Annotated in this window: 19 protein-coding genes; 6 read left to right on the forward strand and 13 right to left on the reverse strand. The window is 69.5% G+C overall.

Translation table 11 applies throughout. The features are described 5' to 3' along the window. Positions 1–617 precede the first annotated feature (617 nt). From AC25Y0_RS10785 to AC25Y0_RS10800, 4 genes are read left to right on the forward strand one after another with little or no spacing between them, the layout of a single operon-like run. On the forward strand, positions 618–1,748 hold the full coding sequence (locus AC25Y0_RS10785) for a glycosyltransferase family protein (protein ID WP_488121911.1): 1,131 nt from the start codon (positions 618–620) through the stop codon (positions 1,746–1,748). Continuing rightward, complete coding sequence (locus tag AC25Y0_RS10790; RefSeq protein WP_488121910.1) at positions 1,745–2,815, forward strand: glycosyltransferase; 1,071 nt, start codon at positions 1,745–1,747, stop codon at positions 2,813–2,815. Before AC25Y0_RS10785 ends, AC25Y0_RS10790 begins: the two co-directional genes overlap by 4 nt. Beyond that, positions 2,812–3,813, forward strand: a complete 1,002-nt coding sequence (locus AC25Y0_RS10795) for a glycosyltransferase (RefSeq protein WP_488121909.1) — start codon at positions 2,812–2,814, stop codon at positions 3,811–3,813. The genes AC25Y0_RS10790 and AC25Y0_RS10795 overlap by 4 nt, the downstream gene beginning before the upstream one ends. 5 nt (positions 3,814–3,818) lie before the next feature. Then, a complete protein-coding gene (locus AC25Y0_RS10800) occupies positions 3,819–4,655 on the forward strand; it encodes a glycosyltransferase family 2 protein (RefSeq protein ID WP_488134650.1) in 837 nt (278 codons plus the stop codon). Here the strand turns inward: AC25Y0_RS10800 and AC25Y0_RS10805 are convergent. From AC25Y0_RS10805 to AC25Y0_RS10850, 10 genes are read right to left on the reverse strand one after another with little or no spacing between them, the layout of a single operon-like run. After that, on the reverse strand, positions 4,642–5,412 hold the full coding sequence (locus tag AC25Y0_RS10805; RefSeq protein ID WP_488134651.1) for an enoyl-CoA hydratase/isomerase family protein: 771 nt from the start codon (positions 5,410–5,412) through the stop codon (positions 4,642–4,644). The genes AC25Y0_RS10800 and AC25Y0_RS10805 overlap by 14 nt on opposite strands. 39 nt (positions 5,413–5,451) lie before the next feature. Next, a complete protein-coding gene (gene paaE, locus AC25Y0_RS10810; RefSeq protein WP_488121906.1) occupies positions 5,452–6,597 on the reverse strand; it encodes a 1,2-phenylacetyl-CoA epoxidase subunit PaaE in 1,146 nt (381 codons plus the stop codon). Then, positions 6,597–7,079 (reverse strand): 1,2-phenylacetyl-CoA epoxidase subunit PaaD, encoded by a 483-nt coding sequence (gene paaD / locus AC25Y0_RS10815; protein WP_488121905.1) that lies wholly within the window; start codon positions 7,077–7,079, stop codon positions 6,597–6,599. Before paaD ends, paaE begins: the two co-directional genes overlap by 1 nt. Beyond that, a complete protein-coding gene (gene paaC, locus AC25Y0_RS10820; RefSeq protein ID WP_488121904.1) occupies positions 7,073–7,906 on the reverse strand; it encodes a 1,2-phenylacetyl-CoA epoxidase subunit PaaC in 834 nt (277 codons plus the stop codon). Before paaC ends, paaD begins: the two co-directional genes overlap by 7 nt. Then, positions 7,903–8,208 carry a 1,2-phenylacetyl-CoA epoxidase subunit PaaB gene (gene paaB, locus AC25Y0_RS10825; RefSeq protein ID WP_488122284.1) on the reverse strand — a complete coding sequence of 102 codons (306 nt, stop codon included), beginning with the start codon at positions 8,206–8,208 and terminating at the stop codon, positions 7,903–7,905. Before paaB ends, paaC begins: the two co-directional genes overlap by 4 nt. Next, on the reverse strand, positions 8,208–9,179 hold the full coding sequence (paaA, locus tag AC25Y0_RS10830) for a 1,2-phenylacetyl-CoA epoxidase subunit PaaA (RefSeq protein ID WP_488121903.1): 972 nt from the start codon (positions 9,177–9,179) through the stop codon (positions 8,208–8,210). The genes paaB and paaA overlap by 1 nt, the downstream gene beginning before the upstream one ends. Before the next feature lie 44 nt (positions 9,180–9,223). Further along, positions 9,224–9,643, reverse strand: a complete 420-nt coding sequence (paaI, locus tag AC25Y0_RS10835; RefSeq protein WP_488121902.1) for a hydroxyphenylacetyl-CoA thioesterase PaaI — start codon at positions 9,641–9,643, stop codon at positions 9,224–9,226. Continuing rightward, a complete protein-coding gene (paaZ, locus tag AC25Y0_RS10840) occupies positions 9,640–11,700 on the reverse strand; it encodes a phenylacetic acid degradation bifunctional protein PaaZ (protein WP_488121901.1) in 2,061 nt (686 codons plus the stop codon). The genes paaI and paaZ overlap by 4 nt, the downstream gene beginning before the upstream one ends. Continuing rightward, complete coding sequence (locus tag AC25Y0_RS10845) at positions 11,697–12,596, reverse strand: 3-hydroxyacyl-CoA dehydrogenase family protein (protein WP_488134652.1); 900 nt, start codon at positions 12,594–12,596, stop codon at positions 11,697–11,699. The genes paaZ and AC25Y0_RS10845 overlap by 4 nt, the downstream gene beginning before the upstream one ends. After that, positions 12,593–13,339 carry an enoyl-CoA hydratase/isomerase family protein gene (locus AC25Y0_RS10850; protein ID WP_488121899.1) on the reverse strand — a complete coding sequence of 249 codons (747 nt, stop codon included), beginning with the start codon at positions 13,337–13,339 and terminating at the stop codon, positions 12,593–12,595. The genes AC25Y0_RS10845 and AC25Y0_RS10850 overlap by 4 nt, the downstream gene beginning before the upstream one ends. 114 nt (positions 13,340–13,453) lie before the next feature. Between AC25Y0_RS10850 and AC25Y0_RS10855 the strand changes: the two genes are divergently transcribed. After that, complete coding sequence (locus tag AC25Y0_RS10855) at positions 13,454–14,086, forward strand: TetR/AcrR family transcriptional regulator (protein WP_488121898.1); 633 nt, start codon at positions 13,454–13,456, stop codon at positions 14,084–14,086. Positions 14,087–14,526: 440 nt separating this feature from the next. Here AC25Y0_RS10855 and AC25Y0_RS10860 read toward each other — a convergent pair whose 3' ends face one another. Then, positions 14,527–15,696 carry a thiolase family protein gene (locus AC25Y0_RS10860; protein WP_488134653.1) on the reverse strand — a complete coding sequence of 390 codons (1,170 nt, stop codon included), beginning with the start codon at positions 15,694–15,696 and terminating at the stop codon, positions 14,527–14,529. A 127-nt stretch (positions 15,697–15,823) separates the two neighbouring features. Here AC25Y0_RS10860 and AC25Y0_RS10865 point away from each other — a divergent pair, with 127 nt between their 5' ends. Then, positions 15,824–16,753: a helix-turn-helix domain-containing protein gene (locus tag AC25Y0_RS10865; protein ID WP_488121896.1), complete on the forward strand. Its 930-nt coding sequence runs from the start codon at positions 15,824–15,826 to the stop codon at positions 16,751–16,753. Here the strand turns inward: AC25Y0_RS10865 and glgX are convergent. Next, positions 16,729–18,981 (reverse strand): glycogen debranching protein GlgX, encoded by a 2,253-nt coding sequence (gene glgX, locus AC25Y0_RS10870; protein ID WP_488134654.1) that lies wholly within the window; start codon positions 18,979–18,981, stop codon positions 16,729–16,731. The genes AC25Y0_RS10865 and glgX overlap by 25 nt on opposite strands. Next, positions 18,954–20,129: an alcohol dehydrogenase catalytic domain-containing protein gene (locus tag AC25Y0_RS10875; protein ID WP_488134655.1), complete on the reverse strand. Its 1,176-nt coding sequence runs from the start codon at positions 20,127–20,129 to the stop codon at positions 18,954–18,956. Before AC25Y0_RS10875 ends, glgX begins: the two co-directional genes overlap by 28 nt. Between the last annotated feature and the right edge of the window lie 172 nt (positions 20,130–20,301).

The following is a 20,301-nucleotide window of genomic DNA, read 5'->3' on the forward strand; positions in this document are numbered from 1 at the left end:
TGGGCTACACCACGCTACGGGGCACTACTGCCCGGCACATCGCATGTTCCGGGGCTGCGGCGGGTCGTGCTCGGCGACAACGACCAGATCGTCGCGATCTACACCCAGGAACGGGTATTCAGCCGGCGGCAGCGTCGTGCGATCGGTCTCCGCGACGGAGGGTGCATCATCCCCGGCTGCCACGTCCCCTTCGAATGGTGCGAAATGCACCACGTCGACGAACACTCCCGAGGCGGTCCCCCACACACCGACAACGGCATACCCCTGTGCTGGTGGCAGCATCGCACCCTCGACACCAGCGGGTGGCGCATCCGAATGAGACGCGGTGTTCCCGAAGTCCGTGGACCCGCCTGGTGGGACCCCCACCTGAAATGGCGACCCGTCACCAGCTCGCCCACCCGACTTCTCGACCGACTCACCGCGGATCGGCAAGCGCCGCCTCGGGGCCGCGTCCGCCGGCAACGGCAACGGCAACAGCAACAGCAACAGCAACCCGGACTCCAGACAGATGCGCGTACACCGTCCGCGTCATACACGCGAGAAGCGCTTCTGGCTACCCCCATGACCGTGCCCAGCTCCCGACATACCTTTTTGCCCATACCGCGAAAAGGAGCTCGATGAGCATCGCATACGTACGCACGCTCCGCGCGGGCACCCAACCTCGCACAGGCGAGATCCGCGTCGCGACCGTTCCCGCCGACCACGTCTACGTGCGCCACATCGACGCCGCAGTAGCGCAGAACGCCCTCCCGACGATCATCCGCCCGGCCGACCCCGATCCCGACGACCCCGCGCGGTCCGCCGTGTCGCGCTGGTGGCCGCCGGTCATGCTCGAGCCTGCATGGGCGAAGGCGCACGCGGACGAGTTCGACGTGTTCCACATCCAGTTCGGCTTCGATGCGCGCTCGCCCGCAGAGCTGCAAGAGCTCGTCGACGCGTTGCGCCGAGCCGGTCGCCCCCTCGTGTGCACGGTGCACGACCTGCGCAACCCGCATCACCTGGATCGCGCCGAGCACGACGCGCAGCTCGACGTCCTCATTCCCGCTGCCGACGCGCTCATCACCCTCACCCCCGGCGCAGCCGCCGAGATCGCGCGGCGATGGGGGCGCGAAGCGCTCGTCCTGCCGCACCCGCACGTCGTGGATTTCGACCGGATGTCCCGGACTCGCGACAACCGACACCGGCCCGCCACCTTCCGGGTCGGCGTCCACGTCAAGAGCATCCGGGCGAGCATGGATCCCGGTCCCGTGATCGCGACGCTCGTCGAGGCGGTCCGAGACATCCCCGGCGGGGTGCTCCAGGTGAACGGCCACCGCGACGTGCTCGAGGCCGACGGCGCCCGCTACGACCGGGCGCTCGCGGAGCTTCTGCGCGCCGAGGCCGCAGCAGGGTGTCTCGAGCTCCACGTCCACGACTTCCTCGATGACGCCGCCCTCTGGGACTATCTCGAGTCGCTCGATGTCTCCGTGCTCCCCTACCGCTTCGGCACGCACTCCGGATGGCTCGAAGCCTGCCGCGACCTCGGCACGGCGGTCGTCGCGCCGAGCTGCGGATACTACGCAGACCAGGGCCCCGTCCAGACCTACCAGCACGACGAGACGGGGCTGGATGCGGCATCCCTCACCGACGCGATCGTGCGCGCACACCGCAACGGGCGGCCAGCCCCCGTCCCGATCGACGTGCGCGCGGCTCAGCGCGAGCACGTGGCGAGCGCCCACGCACGGCTCTATCAGGATCTGGTGGGGTGACGCCCGTGCGCATCTGCCTCATCGCGTCCAGCCGATTCCCCGTCGCCGAACCGTTCACGGGCGGACTTGAGGCGCACACGCACAGCCTCGCCCGTGCACTTGCTGCGCGCGGCCACAGCATCTCCCTCTTCGCCGCGCCTGGATCGGACCCGAGCCTGGGCAGCCGAAACCTGTCCGTCGACCCGTTCGTCCCGAGCGACGACGCGCGGCGCGACGTCGCGGCACCGCCCGACCAGTGGATGCAGGAGCACGATGCTTACTTGCAGCTCATGCTCGAGCTCGCCGAATCCGCCCACGAGCGCTTCGACGTCATCCACAACAACAGCCTTCATCACCTGCCGATCGCGATGTCGAAGGCGGTGCGCGTCCCGATGCTGACGACGCTTCACACACCGCCCACTCCGTGGCTCGAGTCGGCGATACGCAGGGCGTCCCCGTCGTCGGAGTTCGTCGCCGTCAGCGCGTTCACGGCCCGTCAGTGGGCGTCCTCGGTCGCCGCACGCATCGTCCTCAACGGCGTCGACGCCGACCGCTGGCCGGCGGGGCCGGGCGGTGACTCTGCGGTCTGGTTCGGCAGGCTCGTTCCCGAGAAGGCGCCGCATCTCGCGATCGACGCCGCCCGCCTCGCGGGGTTCGACCTGGACATCGCGGGACCGGCACTGGATGCGGCGTACTTCGCTCAGCAGATCGCCCCGCGCCTCGGGCCCGACGTCCGCTACCGCGGTCACCTGGCCGCCGGGCCCCTGGCGACGCTGGTCGGACGCTCCGCCGTCGCGATCGCCAGCCCGCAGTGGGACGAGCCGTACGGGCTCGTCGCCGCCGAGGCGATGTCCTGCGGCACGCCCGTCGCGGCTTTCCGCCGAGGTGGCCTGCCGGAGGCGATCGGCGAAGGGGGCGGGCGGCTCGCCGATCCCGGAGACGCCCAGAGCCTCGCGGCCGCCATCGTTGCGGCATCCGCCCTCTCACGGACGGATGTGCGCGAAGATGCTGTGCGCCGCTGCTCTCTCGACGCGATGCTCGACGCCTACGAAGACGTGTACGCGATGGGCGGGCGACGCGCGGCGTGATCGGCTACTACATCCACCACCACGGGCGTGGACATCTTTCGCGCGCGACCGCGATCGCGAACGTCCTCGGCGACGAGGTGACGGCCCTCTCGTCGACGCGAAGACCGACCGAATGGCCGGGCTTGTGGGTCTCGATCCCGCCCGACGACGCAGACCCTGCACTCGACCCGCGAGCGAACGGCCGGCTGCACTGGGTGCCGCTGGGCTCGTCCGGGCTTCGCGACCGCATGACGGAGATCGCCGAGTGGATCGCGCGTGCGCGTCCGGACGCGATCGTCGTGGACGTGTCCGTCGAGGTCGCGCTCCTGGCCCGACTGCTGGGCGTTCCCGTGGTCACCGTCGCTCTGCCCGGACAGCGCGGTGACCCAGCACACACTCTCGGCTTCGATGTGTCGGCGGCCATCATCGCCGCCTGGCCGGCGGAGGCGACCGGGATGGTCACGGGACTGTCGGCCGACGCCGTGGTGCGACTTCATCCCGTGGGTGCGATCTCCCGATTCGCCCCACCCGCCGATGCCCCCCAGACCCGCGCACCGCGAGCGAGACGGAAGGTGCTCGTGCTGAGCGGAGCCGGGGGCGACGAGTACTCCGGCTCTCTCGCCGCAGCGGGCGACTCCCTCGCACCGGACTGGGAGTGGGAGCACCTCGGCGGATCGTCGGGTCGCTGGTCCCCCGCACCATGGACCGCCCTCCTGGATGCCGACGTCGTCGTGACCCACGCGGGCGAAGGGATCCTCGCCGAAGTGTCGGCCGCGCGGCGACCGGCCGTCGTCCTCCCGCAGACACGCCCCCACGACGAGCAGACCACGACGGCCAGCGTGCTCGGCACCTCGTCGTGGCCGGCGATCGTGCTGGGGCCGCACGGCAGCGACGACTGGCCGAGCGTCCTGGCGGCCGCGGGCGAACTCGATGGAAGCGCCTGGGCGACGTGGAACGACGGCTCAGGTGCCGAGCGGGCCGCCGCGGTCATCCGCTCCGTCATCTCCGAGAGCAGATGACCCGGATGACCCGCGTCGCCCTCATCACGATCGCGCACGGTCGGCATGACCACTTCGCCCACCAGCGCCGGGCGCTGTCCCTCTCGCACGAACAGCCCGACGAGCACATCCTCGTCGCAATCGACGACCCCGCGCTCGCCCACAGGGAAACAGAAGGACCGCCGCCCCGCGTGGTCTCACTGCCGTGCTCGTCCGACGGCCTGCCGCTCGCCGCCGCGCGCAACCTCGGCGCGGCAACGGCGCTCGACGGCGGAGCCGACGTGCTCGTGTTCCTCGACGTCGACTGCCTCCCGGGTCCCGAGCTCATCGGCGGCTACCGTGCGGCGGCGGAGAGCGCCGCCGGCGAACGCCGTCTGCTCTGCGGCCCCGTCACCTACCTCCCCGCTCCCCCGGCCGGCGGCTACGACCTGGGTGCCCTGCCGTCCTCGGACGACCCGCACCCGGCGCGCCCGGCACCCGTGCGCGGAGAGACCCGGCTCGGCGGATCGCACGACCTCTTCTGGTCCCTCTCCTTCGCCCTGCGCGCGGACACGTGGGACCGCATCGGCGGATTCCACCAGGGATACGTCGGGTACGGCGGTGAGGACACCGACTTCGCCTGGACAGCGCGAGCGAAGGGAGTCGACCTCGCGTGGATCGGTGACGCGCGTGCCTTCCACCAGCACCACCAGATCGACAACCCCCCGATCCGCCACCTCGACGACATCCTGCGCAACGGCGCACTGTTCCGCGACCGCTGGGGCACCTGGCCGATGGGCGGCTGGCTCGACGCTTTCCAAGACCTCGGCCTCATCGAGCCGGTGCCGGGCGGCTACCGCAGGATCGGCGTCAGCGGCCCGTGAACTGCGGCTTGCGCTTCTGCTGGAACGCCGCGAACCCTTCGCGGTAGTCGTCGGTGTCGCACAGGGCCGCTTGCGCGGAGTTCTCGATGTCGACCGAGTCCCACAGGGCCAGGCGCTCGTCGCGCAGCCGAGCCACGAGCTTCTTGCTCGCGACGAAGGCGGCGGTCGCTCCGGATGCCGCGCGCTGAGTGGCCTCGATCGTCGCCGCCTGCACGTCCTCCGCCGGAAGAACGCGTGAGAACAAACCCGACTCGACCGCTTCCGTACCCGACATGAGGCGGCCCGTGTAGATCAGGTCGAGCGTCTTGTGCGCGCCGAGGCGCTCATAGAAGAGCGCGTGCCCACCCGAGTCCAGCGTCGCGCCGAGTCCCGCGAAGGGCGACCCGATCTTGGCCGAATCAGCGACGTAGACGACGTCGGTCGCGATGAGAAGGCCGAGGCCGACACCCAGGCATGCCCCGTGCGCTGCCGCGAACGTCGGTGCGGGAAAGTCGGCCATGCGCCGCAGCAGCGGTGTCACGAGCCCGCCGAGGTAACCCACGACATCGTCGTCGCGCGGGTCGACCCCCGAGATATCGCGCCCCGCGCAGAATGCCCGCCCCTCGCCGCGCAGCACGAGGGCACGCACGCCCGCGGCCGCCGCTTCGGCGTAAGCGCGGTCGAGGTCGCGGATGGCCGTCTCATCGAGCGCATTGAGCTTGTCGGGGTTGTCGAGCACGATGTGCGCGACGTCGCCGTCGAGCGTGAGGTCGATCATGGTTGTCCTTTCGCGGATGCCGCGGCCCGCGGCATCCGTTCACACGTCGTAGTCGACGACGACCCGGTCGCTCGTCGGATGCGATTGGCATGTGAGCACGTAGCCGCGCTCGAGTTCGTCGGGTTCGAGCGCATAGTTCTCGGTCATCGTCACCGACCCGTCCACGAGCAGCGCGCGGCATGTGCCGCACACCCCACCCGAGCACGCGAACGGCACGTCACCGCGAACCCGCAGCGCGGCGTTGAGGATCGTCTCGTTGGCGCTGACGGGGCTGTCGACGCTCTGCGACTGCCCGTCGAGCGAGAACTCCACGCGCCGCACGGGCTCGTCCTCACGAACGATGACGGGCCGGCCCGCATTGGGCAGCTCAGCGCCGGGCTCGCCCGTCGTGAACAGCTCGAACCGCACGTGCGCGGGATCCACGCCGATGTCCTCGAGGGTGTCGCGGCACAGCTGCACGAGCTCGAACGGTCCGCACAGGAACCACTCGTCGACCGTTTCGGGCAGCACGAGCGCGTCGAGGATGCGCCGCAGTCGCTCTTCGTCGATACGCCCCGACAGCAGGGGCGCCGACCGCTGTTCGCGCGAGAGCACGTGGTGAAGCGCAAGCCGCGTCGGGTAGCGGTCCTTCAGGTCGGCGAGTTCTTCGAGGAACATGACGTCGGTCGTCGAGCGGTTCGTGAACACGAGCGTGAATCGCGACGTGTCCGACCTGCCCAGAACCGTCGCAGCGAGCGCCATGAGCGGCGTGATGCCCGATCCCGCTGCGATCCCGGCGACGTGCGCGCCGTCGAGATCGGCCAGGCCCGACGTGAATGTGCCCTGCGGGCTCATGACGTCGATCGAGTCGCCGGGCTTGAGCTCGGTCTGCGCCCACGTCGAGAACCGGCCACCCTGGTCGCGCTTGATCGCGACGCTGATCGTGCGGGGGCCGTCGCCTCCGCCGCCCGCGTCCAGCGCCCGGCACAGCGAGTACGACCGGCGCATCTCGTGTCCGTCGATCATGGTGCGCAGGGCCACGTGCTGACCCGCGAAGTAGTCGAAGTCGCCGCGCAGCTGCTCGGGAATGGTGAAGGTCACCTCGACCGCGTTGTCGGTGAGGGCGCGCACGGCGCCCACCCGGAGCGTGTGGAAGCGTCCGCGTCGACGCGCGGTCGGCGCGTCGGTCTGCTGAAGGTTCGTCATCAGTGCACCCGGAAGTGGTCGAAGGGCTCAAGGCACGCGCGGCATTCCCACAGCGCCTTGCAGGAGGTCGAGCCGAACCGCGAGATCTCGCGGGTCTGCAGCGACCGGCAGCGCGGGCACGGCACACCCAGCTGCAGCCGCACGACGCCGGTCCCGGAGCGGCCGGTCGGCGGGGCGATGCCGAACTCCTCGAGCTTGCGCTTGCCGTTGTCCGTCATCCAGTCCGTCGTCCACGCGGGCGAGAGCACGAGGCGGACGTCGACGTCGTCGAAGCCGGCGGCCCCGAGGGTGAGCTCGAGGTCTTCGCGGATCGTGTCCATCGCAGGGCAGCCCGAATAGGTGGGCGTGATCGTCACGGTGACGTGAGCACCGTCGACGCGGACGTCGCGCAGGACGCCGAGGTCTTCGATCGTGAGCGCGGGAACCTCGGGGTCGAGCACACTCGCGGCGACGGTCCAGGCATCGGGAAGCACGGTCACCATGTCGCTCCCGGGTGCTGCCTGGCGAGCACCTGCATCTCGGCGAGCAGGTAGCCGAGCGTCGCGAAGTGGTGCCCGTGACGTCCGCCGGCCGATGAGCCGGGCACCTGGGGCACCTCGAGCTCTGCTTCGGCGAACACTGCTGCGATGACGTCGTCGAACGCGGGACGCAGCGCCGACGGGCGCACGGCGATGCCGTCCTCGGCGAGGGCGTCGGTGAGCGGCTCGTCGCGGAAAAGCTCGTCGACGTACGGCCAGACGTCGCCGACCGCGCGGATCATGCGGCGCCGCGATTCGTCGGTTCCGCCGGCGAGGCGCAACGTCCACTGCACGGCGTGGTCGCGGTGGTATTCGACCTCTTTCACGGACTTCGCCGCGATCGCCGCGAAGGTCTCGTCGGTCGACCGCTGCAGCGCCGTGTAGAGCTCGAACAGGTAGACCGATGCCACGAGCTGACGCGCGATCGTCTGCGCGAAGTCGCCGTTGGGCTGCTCGAAGAGCCAGGCGCTTCGGAACTCGGGCTCGTCGCGCCAGTAGGCCAGATCGTCCTCGGTGCGACCCGTCGCCGTGCCCGCATAGCGCAGGAGCGACCGGGCGTGGCCGAGCAGGTCGAGCGCGATGTTGGCCAGGGCGACGTCTTCTTCGAGCTCGGGCGCCTTGGCGATCCAGCCACCCAGCTGCTGTGCGAGCACGAGCGCGTCGTCACCGAGCCAGAGGGCGTACTCCCCCGCCTCGGGCGAGGCGACGGCGTCGCCGCCGGCGAGCTCGGCCGAGAGCTCGATCTGGTCGACCGTCACATCGCCGTGCGGGTTCGACGTCGTCTCGTTCACAGGTGCGGCACCCCTTCGGATGCCGTGTAGTACACGGCATGGCGGTAGTTCTTGCCCGCGGGGCTCTCGAAGTAGGCGCCCTTGGCGTCGGGGTCGCTCGTCGTGATCGCTTCAGCCGGCACGACCCACACCGAGGTGCCCTCGCCGCGGCGCGTGTACAGGTCGCGCGCGTTGCGCAGAGCCATGTCCGCATCGGGCGCATGCAACGACCCCGCGTGCACGTGCGACAGGCCGCGATTCGCGCGGACGAAGACCTCCCACATGGGCCAGGTCTCGCGGTCTGATGCTCCCGCCGTGGTCATCATGCCGCCACCCCTTCTGCCTTCGCTGCCTGCTTGCGCGCGTATTCGGCGGCAGCCTCACGCACCCAGGCACCCTCCTCGTGAGCGTTGCGGCGGTTGCGGATCCGCTCGGCGTTCATAGGCCCGCGGCCCGAGAGCACTTCGTTGAACTCGGTCCAATCGATCTCGCTCGTGTGCCAGCGCTGCTCGGCTTCGTCCCAGCGCAGTTCAGGGTCGGGCAGTGTGACCCCCAGGATCTCGGCCTGGGGCACCAGCATCCCGATGAAGCGCTGGCGCAGTTCGTCGTTCGAGAAGCGCTTGATCTTCCACGCCATCGATTGCGCCGAATTGGGCGACGCGTCATCGGGCGGGCCGAACATCATGAGAGAGGGCCAGTACCAGCGGTTCACCGACTCCTGCGCCATTTCGCGCTGGGATTCCGTTCCGCGCATGAGCGTCAGCAGGATCTCGAAACCCTGGCGCTGGTGGAACGACTCCTCCTTGCAGATGCGCACCATCGCGCGTCCGTACGGCCCGTACGACGCGCGGCACAGCGGCACCTGGTTGCAGATCGCTGCGCCGTCGACGAGCCATCCGATGGCGCCCATGTCGGCCCACGAGGGCGTCGGGTAGTTGAAGATCGACGAATACCTCGCCCGCCCCGCGATGAGCTGGTCGGTCATCTCGTCGCGCGTGATGCCGAGGGTCTGGGCGGCCGAGTAGAGATAGAGCCCGTGGCCCGCTTCGTCCTGCACCTTGGCCATGAGGATCGCCTTGCGCTTGAGGCTCGGCGCGCGCGTGATCCAGTTGCCCTCGGGCTGCATGCCGATGATCTCGGAGTGCGCGTGCTGCGAGATCTGCCGGATGAGCGTGCGCCGATAAGCGTCGGGCATCCAGTCACGCGGCTCGATCCGCTGCTCCGCGGCGATGAGCGCGTCGAAGGTCGCGAGGTCGTCCGCGGTGTCCACTGCGGCCAGTTCTGGTGATGTCATCGTCGACTCCGGATTCTGAGCGTCCTCGAATAACAGAACACTCGTTAAGTAAGTGTAGCGCGGGTCGTGACCGAGCGCCCGCGGAACTCCGCGACGACGGTGCCGTCTTCATCGGTCACCGTGACGTCGTACAGCCCCGTGCGCGCCGTGCCCGCACGACGGCGGGCTTCGGCGCGCAGTCTCTGACCGGCCCTCGTCTGCGCGAGGAACGAGATGTCGGCGCCCGCAGCCACCGTCACCTGCTCGTCGTCGTTGCACGCGAGCGCGAACGCCGTGTCGGCGAGCGCGAACACCATGCCGCCGTGCGTCATGCCGAACCCATTGGTCATGTCATCGCGGATGAGCATCGACACGGCGCAGTAGTCGGGACCATCGTGCTCGATGACCATCCCGAGGGCGGCCGACGCGCGATCCGATCTGAGCATCGCGCGCTGGCCGGCGAACCACTCGGCCGGGTCGGTCACGCCGGCTCCTTGGCGACGAGCGTCAGCACGTCGTACGTCGCGACGATCTCGTCTCGCTGGTTGTGGATCACCGCATCCCAGCGCACTTCGCCGTACTCGTCGGTCTCGCGCGGGGTGATCTGCTTCGCCGTGAGGGTGACGCGGATCTCGTCGTCGGGTGAGACGGGCGTGATGAACCGCAGGTTCTCGAGCCCGTAGTTGGCGAGCACGGGTCCCGGGTCGGGGTCGACGAAGAGCCCCGCCGCCCACGAGACGAGCAGGTAGCCGTGCGCGACGCGCCCCGGGAAGAACGGGTTCGCCGCGGCCGATTCCTCGTCCATGTGCGCGTAGAACGTGTCACCGGTGAAGGTCGCGAAGGTCTCGATGTCCTCGAGCGTCACGACGCGGGATGCCGACGCGATCTGGTCGCCCAACGTGAGCTCGGAGACCGACTTGCGGAACGGGTGCCGTCCATTCGCCTGCGCCGGAGCGCCCGCGTGCCACACACCGGTGAGGGCCGTGAGGATTTCGGGCGATCCCTGCACGGCGGTGCGCTGCATGTGGTGCAGCACAGCGCGGATGCCGCCGAGCTCTTCTCCGCCGCCGGCGCGACCGGGCCCGCCGTGCACGAGATGAGGCACGGGTGCACCGTGACCGGTCGAGGTGCGGGCATTGTCGCGGCTGAGGAAGAGCACGCGCCCGTTGAACGCCGCGATGCGGGTCATGAGTTCGACCGCGACGTCGGGGTCGTTCGTGGCGACGCTCGTCACGAGCGATCCGCCGCCCAGATCGACCAGGTGCGCCGCCTCTTCGAGCGTGTCGTACGCGAGGACGCTCGCGACCGGCCCGAACGCCTCGATGTCGTGGACGGCGGGGGTCGTGGCATCCGCGAACCCGATCAGCACGGGGGCGACGAAGCCGCCGTCGGGGGCGGGGCCCGTCGTTCCGTCGGCGCGCACGACCTCGGGCGCATCCGTCGATCCGACGAGCAGCCGGCCACCGGCGTCTTGCAGGGCCGCGATCTGACGCAGCACCTCGTCACGCTGCTGCGTCGAGACGAGCGGTCCCATCGTGACGCCCTCGACGTGGGGGTCGCCGATCACGACGCGCTCGGCGATCTTCTCGCGGACCGCCTCGACGAATGCGTCGACGGACGCCGCGGGCACGATGGCTCGGCGGATCGCGGTGCACTTCTGCCCGGCCTTGGTCGTCATCTCGACCAGGAGCTGCTTGACGTACGCGTCGAACTCGGGGGTGCCCGGCGTCGCGTCGGGGCCCAGCACCGAGGCGTTGATCGAGTCGGTTTCGCTCGTGAAGCGCACGTCGCGGTCGGCCTTGTCGCGCAGGCGTTCGGCCGTCGAGGCACTGCCGGTGAATCCGACGAGGTCGCCGAGCCGCACGTGGTCGAACAGGTCGGGCACCGAGCCGCTGACCAGCTGCAGCGATCCGTCCGGGAGCAGGCCCGAACCGACGAGGATGCGCACCCACGCCTCGGCGATGTACGCGGTGGGCGTCGCGGGCTTGACGACCGTCGGCACACCGGCGAGGAAAGCGGGGGCGAACTTCTCCAGCGCGCCCCACATCGGGAAGTTGAAGGCGTTGATCTGCACGGCGACGCCGGGCAGGCGGGTGAAGACATGACGCCCGAGGAACGAGCCGTCCTTCGAGAGCGGCTCGACGGGGCCGTCGACGTACACGGTCGAGTTGGGCAGTTCGCGGCGACCCTTCGACGAGTAGGCGAAGAGCACCCCGATACCGCCGTCGATGTCGTTCAGCGAGTCACGCTTGGTCGACCCGGCGCGCAGTGACAGCTCGTAGAGCTCTTCGCGGTGATCGTTGAGAACCAGCGCGAACTGCTTGAGCAGCACCGCGCGCTCGTGGAACGTGAGGGCACCGAGGCTGCGCTGCCCCGTCGTGCGCGCGTGATCGAGCACGCCGGCGAGATCGAGCCCGTGGGTGCTGACGACCGTGATGACCTCACCCGTCGACGCGTCGCGCACTTCGGTGCCGCCTTCGGCCTCTGACGCGTCGGGCGTCCACCACGCGTCGAGCACGTAGCTGGGCAGGATCCGGGTCATGTCTCACTCCATTCGTAGAAGCCCCGACCGCTCTTGCGTCCGAGGTGACCGTCGGCGACCATCCGGCGCAGCAGCGCGGGCGGTGCGAACCGGTCTCCGAGTTTGTCGTGCAGCTCTTCGGCGATGCCGAGCCGCACGTCCAGGCCGACGATGTCGGTCGTGCGCAGCGGGCCGACCGGATGCCGGTAGCCGAGCTCCATCGCACGGTCGATGTCCTGCGCCGAGGCGACGCCCTCTTCGAGCATGCGCATCGCCTCGAGGGCGAGGGCGACGCCGAGCCGGCTCGAGGCGAACCCCGGCGCGTCACGGACGACGACGGGTGTCTTGCCGAGGGCTTCGACCCATCCTCGGGCTGTGTCGACGAGGTCGGGGGCGGTCGCGCCGCCGATCACGACCTCGACGAGCGACGACGCGGGCACGGGGTTGAAGAAGTGCAGGCCCAAGAACCGCTGCGGGTGCGCGAGGTCGGCGGCGAGGTCGTCGATCGAGATCGACGACGTGTTCGAGGCGAGCACAGCACCATCGGGCAGCACTGCCTCGACGCGGGCGAGAGCGTCGCGCTTGAGGCCGCGGTCTTCGGGCACGGCCTCGACGACGAGGTCGCACGACGCGAAGGCCTGCGCGTCGCTGTCGACCGAGACGGCGCCTGCGAGGTCGTCGAGCGAGCGAGCGGTCGCACCGCGCGCGACCGACCGGTCGAGCGACTCGAGCACGCGCATGCGGGCCGAGGCTGCGGCATCCGGGGTCACTTCGACGACGGTGACGCGGGCACCGGCGAGCACGAAGGCGTGCGCGATGCCGGTACCCATACGCCCGCCGCCGAGGACGCCGACGTGCCGGGGGGCCGAAGCCGACCCGTCAGCCGCGTCGGGAGCTGAGGGCGCGGCGGGGCTCATCGCGACCTCCGGGTGAGGAAGGCGGTCATGCGTCGCTCCTTCTCGGGGCTCTCGAAGAGCTCGGCCTGCAGCTCGAGCTCGATCGCCGGGTGCGCGTCGGCGGGCGCGAGCAGGGCCCGCTTGGTGTGCATCGTGGCGAGCGGGTCGTTGCGCGCGATCCGGTCGGCGATCGCGTGCGCCGCACCGACGAGCTCGTCCGAGGGGTGGATGGCTGAGACGAGGCCCCACGCGAGGGCCTCGTCGGCATCGAGGATGCGACCGGTCAGCAGCAGCTCGGCGGCGCGAGCCTCGCCGACGATCTCGGGCAGGCGCCACGTCGCGCCGGCTGCGGCGATGATGCCGAGCCCCGTCTCGGGGTTTCCCATCTTCAGCGAGGGCGAGCCGATGCGGATGTCGGCGGCATAGGCGAGCTCGGCTCCGCCGCCGAGGGCATATCCGTCGACGGCGGCGATGACGGGCATCGGCAGCGCGCGCACTCGCCGGAAGGCGGTCGTGTTGATGCCCCGACGAGCGTCGGCGGCACGGCGTTCGCGCAGCTGGGCGATGTCGGCACCCGACGCGAACACGCCCCCCGCACCGGCGAGGATCAGGATGCGCGGCGAGGCCTCGAGCTCTTCGCACAGCGCATGCAGGCCGTCGATCGTCGCCTGGTCGATCGCATTGCGCGTCTGCGGACGATCAAGGGTCGCCAGCACGCGATCGTTCGCGTACTCGACGCGCAGAGCCGTCGATTCGCCTGACATCCTCGTCCTCTCGCCACGGTGCGCGATGATCGCGACCGGTATTTTCTCACCGATCGTTCAGTAATCATGTCAGAATCAGCCGCGAGCCCCAAGGCGGCGATGGGAGACTGAGGCGTGGCATCCGTTCCGTCAGCCGAGCATGAGACACCCGCGCGCCGCGGTCGTCCGGGCTATTCGCGCGAAGCGATCCTCGCCGTCGCGGTGGACCTGTTCAACGAGCGCGGGTACGACGCGACGTCGGTCGCCGATCTCGCGGCCCGCCTCGGGGTGACGAAGTCCGCGCTCTACCACCATTTCGCCTCGCGCGAAGAGCTGCTCGAGGTCGCCGTCGACGACGCCCTGACGGGGCTGGAAACGCTCCTCGACGCCCCCGCCGCCGTCACAGGCCCCCCGATCGACCGCTTGCGATTCGTGCTGCACGGGGCCGTGCTCGTGCTCGTCGAACGCCTTCCGTCGGTGACTCTGCTGCTGCACGTGCGGGGCAACAGCGACGTCGAGCGCCGCGCGCTCGAGCGTCGGCGCACGTTCGATCACCGCGTGACGGCGCTCGTGACGGCCGCGCAGGACGCGGGCGAAGTGCGTTCCGATGTCGACGGCGCGGTCGCGACGCGTCTCATGTTCGGCATGATCAACTCGCTCACGGAGTGGTATCGGCCGGGTGGCGGACTCGATGCCGACACTCTCGCGACCGACATTCTGCGGGTCGCTCTGGATGGACTCGGTATAGGAAACGTGTCGAGTATGTGACAACTCCGTGTCCACCATTTGGTGGACACGGGCTCAGGGAGTATTGTCGTCTCAGCACTGGGGCCGACCGCATTCTTGGGGAAAGCGGTCGCGGAGCGCGTCGAGGGCTATTCGTAACCCCTGGCGAAGTCGCGACGCGCTCAACACATGCAGTCTTCGAGACTGCGTGGCGGCCCCTCGAGTGGTGCAGTTGGCGCTGACCACTCGAGGGGCCCTTTCGATCTGTCAGCCGGTTGTCGACCGCTGGGGGACGGTCTGTGCATTACGTGCTGGGGACACGCGACAACGGGCCCTCTGAGACAGATTCATGACGATCTTATGCCGTCTCGACACCTCGCCGCGCACACGGTCCACCCCCCGGTACGCCTTCGGGCTCATGACCACCTCCTTTCGGGCGGGGTCAGCCCTCGCGCACCGGCGTCAGCGCCGGCAGATGCGGGTCAGCGCTCGAGGACGACCGCGAGCCCTTGCCCGACGCCGATGCAGATCGCCGCGACGGCGACACCGCCCCCGCGACGGCGCAGCTCATGCGCCGCGTGCCCGATGATGCGGCCGCCTGATGCCCCGAGCGGATGCCCGATCGCGATCGCCCCACCGTGCACATTGACCTTCTCGGGGTCGAGGTCGGGCCAGCCGCGCAGGCACGCGAGGCTCTGCGACGCGAACGCCTCGTTGAGCTCGACGAGATCGACGTCGGCCCACGTGCGTCCCGCGCGCGCCAGCGCCCGGTTCGCCGCTTCGACGGGGGCGACGCCGAAGACATCGGGGGCGTTCCCGAACGCCGCGCGACCGGCGATCCGGGCGAGCGGTTCGGCATCGATCACGCCGGCCCCTCCGACCAGCACGGCCGAGGCCCCGTCGTTGAGCGACGAGGAGTTGCCCGCCGTCACGGTGCCGCCGGCGGCGAACAGCGCGGACAGGCCGCCGAGCTTCTCGAGCGTCGTGCCATCCCGGATGCCCTCGTCTCGCGCGAGCGCGGCCCCGGGTACCTGCACGATCTCGTCGTCGTACACCCCGTCGGCCCAGGCCTCGGCGGCGCGGCGGTGGCTGCGCAGCGCGAAGGCGTCCTGCTCTTCGCGCGAGATGTCGTAGATGCCGGCCAGCTTCTCGGCGGACTCCCCGTTCGAGATCGTCCAATCGCGCGACAGCCGAGGGTTGGTCATGCGCCAGCCGATCGCGGTGTTCCACATCGTCTGGTTGCCGAGCGACGGCCACGGCCGCGGGGATTTCTCAACGACGTACGGCGCTCGACTCATCGACTCGACACCGCCCGCAAGCACGATGTCGGCGTCACCTGCCTCGATCGCCCGCGATGCCTGGATGACAGCCTCGACCGACGACCCGCACAGCCTGTTGACGGTCACGCCGGGCACCGTCGTGGGAAAACCCGCGAGCAGGGCACTCATGCGCGCGACGTTGCGGGTGTCTTCGCCGGCCTGATTGGCGTCGCCGAACACGATGTCATCGATCCGCGCGGGGTCCAGACCCGTGCGCTCGATCGTGGCGCGCATGACGACGGCGGCCAGATCATCGGGCCGGATGCCGGCCAGGGCGCCGCCCGCGCGACCGAAGGGAGTGCGTACGGCGTCGTACACGAAGGATTCACGCATGACGACGATTCTGCCAGGTCGCGGATGTGGCCCGCGTCCGCCGGCAATGTGCCGCTCCACGTCCGATTCGTGTCAGGATGACAGTGGCGGACGCTGGGGCGGCCACGACTTGAAAGACCCAGTGAACATGGCAGAAGTCCTGCGTTTGCAGAGCCGCGGAGCACGCTCGGCCGAAGAGATGTGGCAGCGGCACGTGCCGTCGGCCCGGTTCGAGACTGCCGAACCAGACCGGTTCCCCTTCGAGTGGGCTTCGGCCGAGATCGAGGGCCTGTCGGTCGTCTCCACATCGTTGACGGCGCGGGTGAGTTCGACGATCGAGCCTGAGAACCAGCTCATGGCCTGTCGTGTCGCCACCAAGCACGGCCGTGTCAGCAGCGGCGGGCATACTCTCGACGCCTCTCTTCCGTGGCTTGCGGCCGACGCTCCGACACGGGCCCGGTGGGACGGCACGGCGCACGTGCGCGCGTTCGTCTTCGACCGGGCGCACGCTGAGGAGCTCGCCCGGCACGCGTCCGGCGACGAGCGTCTCGTGCTCGAGGTGACCGATCCGGCTCCTCGCACCGCCGAGGCGGCTCGCGCGTGGGAGTCGACGTTCCGCCACGTCATGCACGGGCTCGGCGTCATGAGCGAGGGCGACGCCATCCTCGAAGCGGAGATACGCCGGCACGCGCTCATCATGACGCTGTCGACCTTCTCGACGACCTACCTCGATGCCGTCGAGCGCAATCGGCAGAGCACCGTCGCTTCGGCGAGCGTGCGCCGCGCCATGGCCTACATGGACGATCACGCCCGTGAGGCCGTCACGATCGACGACGTCGCCGCCGCCGTGCGCATGTCGACACGGGGGCTTCAGTACGCCTTCCGCCGTGCAACGGGGCAGACTCCCAGCGCATACCTGCGCTCGGCGCGACTCGCGGGGGCCCGCGCCGAACTGCTTGAGGGTACGACGGGAACGATCGCCGACCTCGCACGACGCTGGGGGTTCTCGAACCCCTCGCGGTTCGCCCAGCACTACCGCACCGCGTACGGCTCCTATCCGAGCGAGACGTGTCGCTGATCGGGTCGCCCTCCAGAGGCGGCAACGGCGTATTGCCGCAGTGATGCCGCGACGGAGCCCTCGACATCGCGCGTCTGCTCATCGATCTCGCCGAGCACGACGAGCGCCCGCGCCTCCACCCGCACGACCGACCCCGGCGCGACGGGCTCGTCCGACGGCAGCTCACCAGCGGTATCGACGTGCACACCCCACTGCGGGCTGAAGGCGACGCTCGGAATGGCGAAGTCGATCGGCTCGGCGCCCGCGTTGAACAGCACGATGAAGTGCAGGTCGGTGACGGGCTCGCCGCGGCGGTCGCGCTCGCGGATGCCCCTGCCGTTGAGGAACACCCCGATGGCCTGCCCGAATCCCGAGTCCCAGTCCTCGGGCCGCATGGCGGTGCCGTCGGGTCGCAGCCACACGACGTCGGGGATGGGATCGCCCTCCGCCATCTCGACCGGATGCCCGTCGAAGAACCGGCTGCGCCGGAAGGTGGGGTGCTCGCGTCGCAGGCGTGCGACGGCGGCGGTGAAGTCGATGAGCGGCAGGTCTGCGGCCTCCCAATCCACCCAGGCCGTCGGGTTGTCCTGCGAATAAACGTTGTTGTTGCCACCCTGCGTGCGGCCGAGCTCGTCGCCGTGCGAGATCATCGGCACCCCCTGCGACAGCAGCAGCGTCGCGAGGAAGTTGCGCTGCTGCCGTGCGCGCAGTGTGAGCACGGCAGGGTCGTCGGTCGGTCCTTCGACGCCGCCGTTCCAGGACCGGTTGTGCGATTCGCCGTCGCGACCGTCTTCGCCGTTGGCCTCGTTGTGCTTGTCGTTGTACGACACGAGATCGCGCAGCGTGAAGCCGTCGTGCGCCGTGACGAAGTTGATGGATGCCGCGGGCCGGCGCCCGGAGTGCTCGTACAGGTCGGCCGAACCGGTCAGCCGCGCCGCGAACTCCCCGAGCACCTGCGGTTCGCCGCGCCAGAAGTCGCGCACCGTGTCGCGGTACTTGCCGTTCCACTCGGTCCACTGCGGCGGGAAGTTGCCGACCTGGTACCCGCCTGGGCCGACGTCCCACGGCTCGGCGATGAGCTTCACCTGCGACACGACGGGGTCTTGCTGCACGAGCTCGAAGAACGTCGCGAGCCGGTCGACGTCGTAGAACTCCCGCGCGAGGGTCGAGGCGAGGTCGAAGCGGAATCCGTCGACGTGCATCTCGAGCACCCAGTAGCGCAGCGAATCCATGAGCAGCTGCAGCGCGTGCGGGTCGCCCGCGTTGAGGCTGTTGCCCGTGCCGGTGTAGTCGGTGTAGTAGCGGGGATCGTCGGCTTCGAGTCGGTAGTACGCGCGGTTGTCGATGCCCCGCATCGACAGGGTGGGACCGAGGTGGTTGCCCTCTGCCGTGTGGTTGTAGACGACGTCGAGGATGACCTCGATCCCGGCATCGTGCAGAGCCTTGACCATGGCCTTGAACTCCTGCACCTGCTCGCCGCCTTCGCCTGACGACGAGTAGGCGTTGTGCGGCGCGAAGAAGCCGATCGTGTTGTAGCCCCAGTAGTTCGACAGTCCCTTCTGCTGCAGCGTCGAATCGTCGACGAACTGGTGCACGGGCATGAGCTCGAGCGCCGTCACGCCGAGCTTCGTCAGATGCTCGATCACAGCGGGATGCGCCGTGCCGGCGTAGGTGCCGCGCAGTTCTTCGGGCACGAGCGAATGCAGCTGCGTGAGCCCCTTCACGTGGGCTTCGTAGATGAGGGTCTGGGCGTAGGGGGTCTCGGGGTGACGGTCGCCCGCCCAGTCGAAGTACGGGTTGACGACGACGCCCTTCATCATGTGCGCGGCCGAATCCGCGTCGTTGCGCGAGTCAGGGTCGCCGAAGTCGTAGCCGAACATCTCCTGCGACCACTGGATGCGCCCGTCCACCGCCTTCGCATACGGATCGAGGAGCAGCTTGTTGGCGTTGAAGCGCAACCCGTTCGCGGGGTCGTACGGTCCGTGCACGCGGTAGCCGTACCTCTGGCCCGGTTGCACGCCCGGAAGGTAGGCGTGCCACACGAAAGCGTTGACATCGACGAGGTCTACGCGCGTCTCGACGTCGCCGTCGAAGAGGCACAGCTCGACCCGCTCGGCGCCGCTGCTGAAGATCGCGAAGTTGGTGCCGTTGCCGTCGTAGGTCGCCCCGAGCGGATAGTCCGATCCCGGCCACGCCGTCTCGGGCGCGGCATCCGTCTGGGTCACGGGGTCAGGACGACCTTGATGCACCCGTCCTCCTTCTTCTGGAACGTGTCATACATGCGCGGCGCCTCGCTGAGCGGCACGTGGTGGGTCGCGAGGTCCATGACGCCGAGGGGATCGGCGGGATCCTCGACGAGCGGCATGAGGTCATCGATCCAGCGCTTGACGTTGCACTGGCCCATGCGCAGCGAGAGCTGCTTGTCGAACATCGTCTTCATGGGGAGGATATCGGCGTCGCCGGCGTACACGCCGCTCAGCGAGACGGTGCCACCGCGGCGGACGAGGTCGATCGCTCCGTAGAGCGCCGCGAGCCTGTCGACGCCGGCCTTGTCCATAAGGCGCTGAGCGAGCGGATCCGGCAGCAGGCCGACGGCCTTCTGCGCGAAACCCGCGATGCTGCTGCCGTGCGCTTCGAGGCCGACGGCGTCGACGACCGAGTCTGCGCCGCGGCCCTCGGTGAAATCGCGCAGCGCATCGACGACCGTGTCGGTCAGGTCGTACGTGAGCGCGCCGTGCCGCTCGGCCATCGCCCGGCGCTCCGGCTCGGGGTCGATCGCGAGAACCCGGAAGCCGTGCTGAACACCGATGCGGGCGACGAACTGGCCGACGGGACCGAGTCCCAGCACGGCCAGAGTGCCCCCCGCCGGCACGTCGGCATACTCCACCGCCTGCCACGCGGTCGGCAGGATGTCACTCAGGTAGAGGTAGCGGTCATCGGGCAGGTCGGCGCCGACCCGCACATGGTTGTAGTCGGCCAGCGGCACGCGCAGGTACTCCGCCTGGCCGCCGGGAACCTGACCGTAGAGCTTCGTATAGCCGAACAGGGCCGCTCCGCTGCCGTACTCGCGCACCTGCGTCGTTTCGCACTGCGACTGCAGTCCGCGCCGGCACATGAAGCAGTGCCCGCAGGAGATGTTGAACGGCACGACGACGCGGTCGCCGACCGCGAGGCTCGTGACGCCGTCACCGACCTCGACGACGACCCCCATCGGCTCGTGTCCCAGGATGTCACCGCGGTCGAGGTACGGACCGAACACTTCGTACAGGTGCAGGTCCGACCCGCAGATGGCGGTCGAGGTGATCTTCACGATCGCGTCTTTGGGCTCGATGATGACGGGATCGGGCACCTCCTCGACCGCTACGCTGCGCGTGCCTTGCCACGTGAGTGCCTTCATTGCGCGTCTCCTTGCGTTGGGGGCGGGGTTCCCACACTGACGGCTCGCACGACCATCTGTCAGACCCTTGATCGGACGGTGCGGAACCGAGAGAATCCGCGAGGTGTCGTCGGAGTGCGGTCGTGTCAACCCCGTGACCACGTGGGCGGCCGCGGGGTGGAATGGGGGGAAG

The sequence above is a fragment of the Microbacterium sp. Y547 genome (assembly GCF_057669785.1).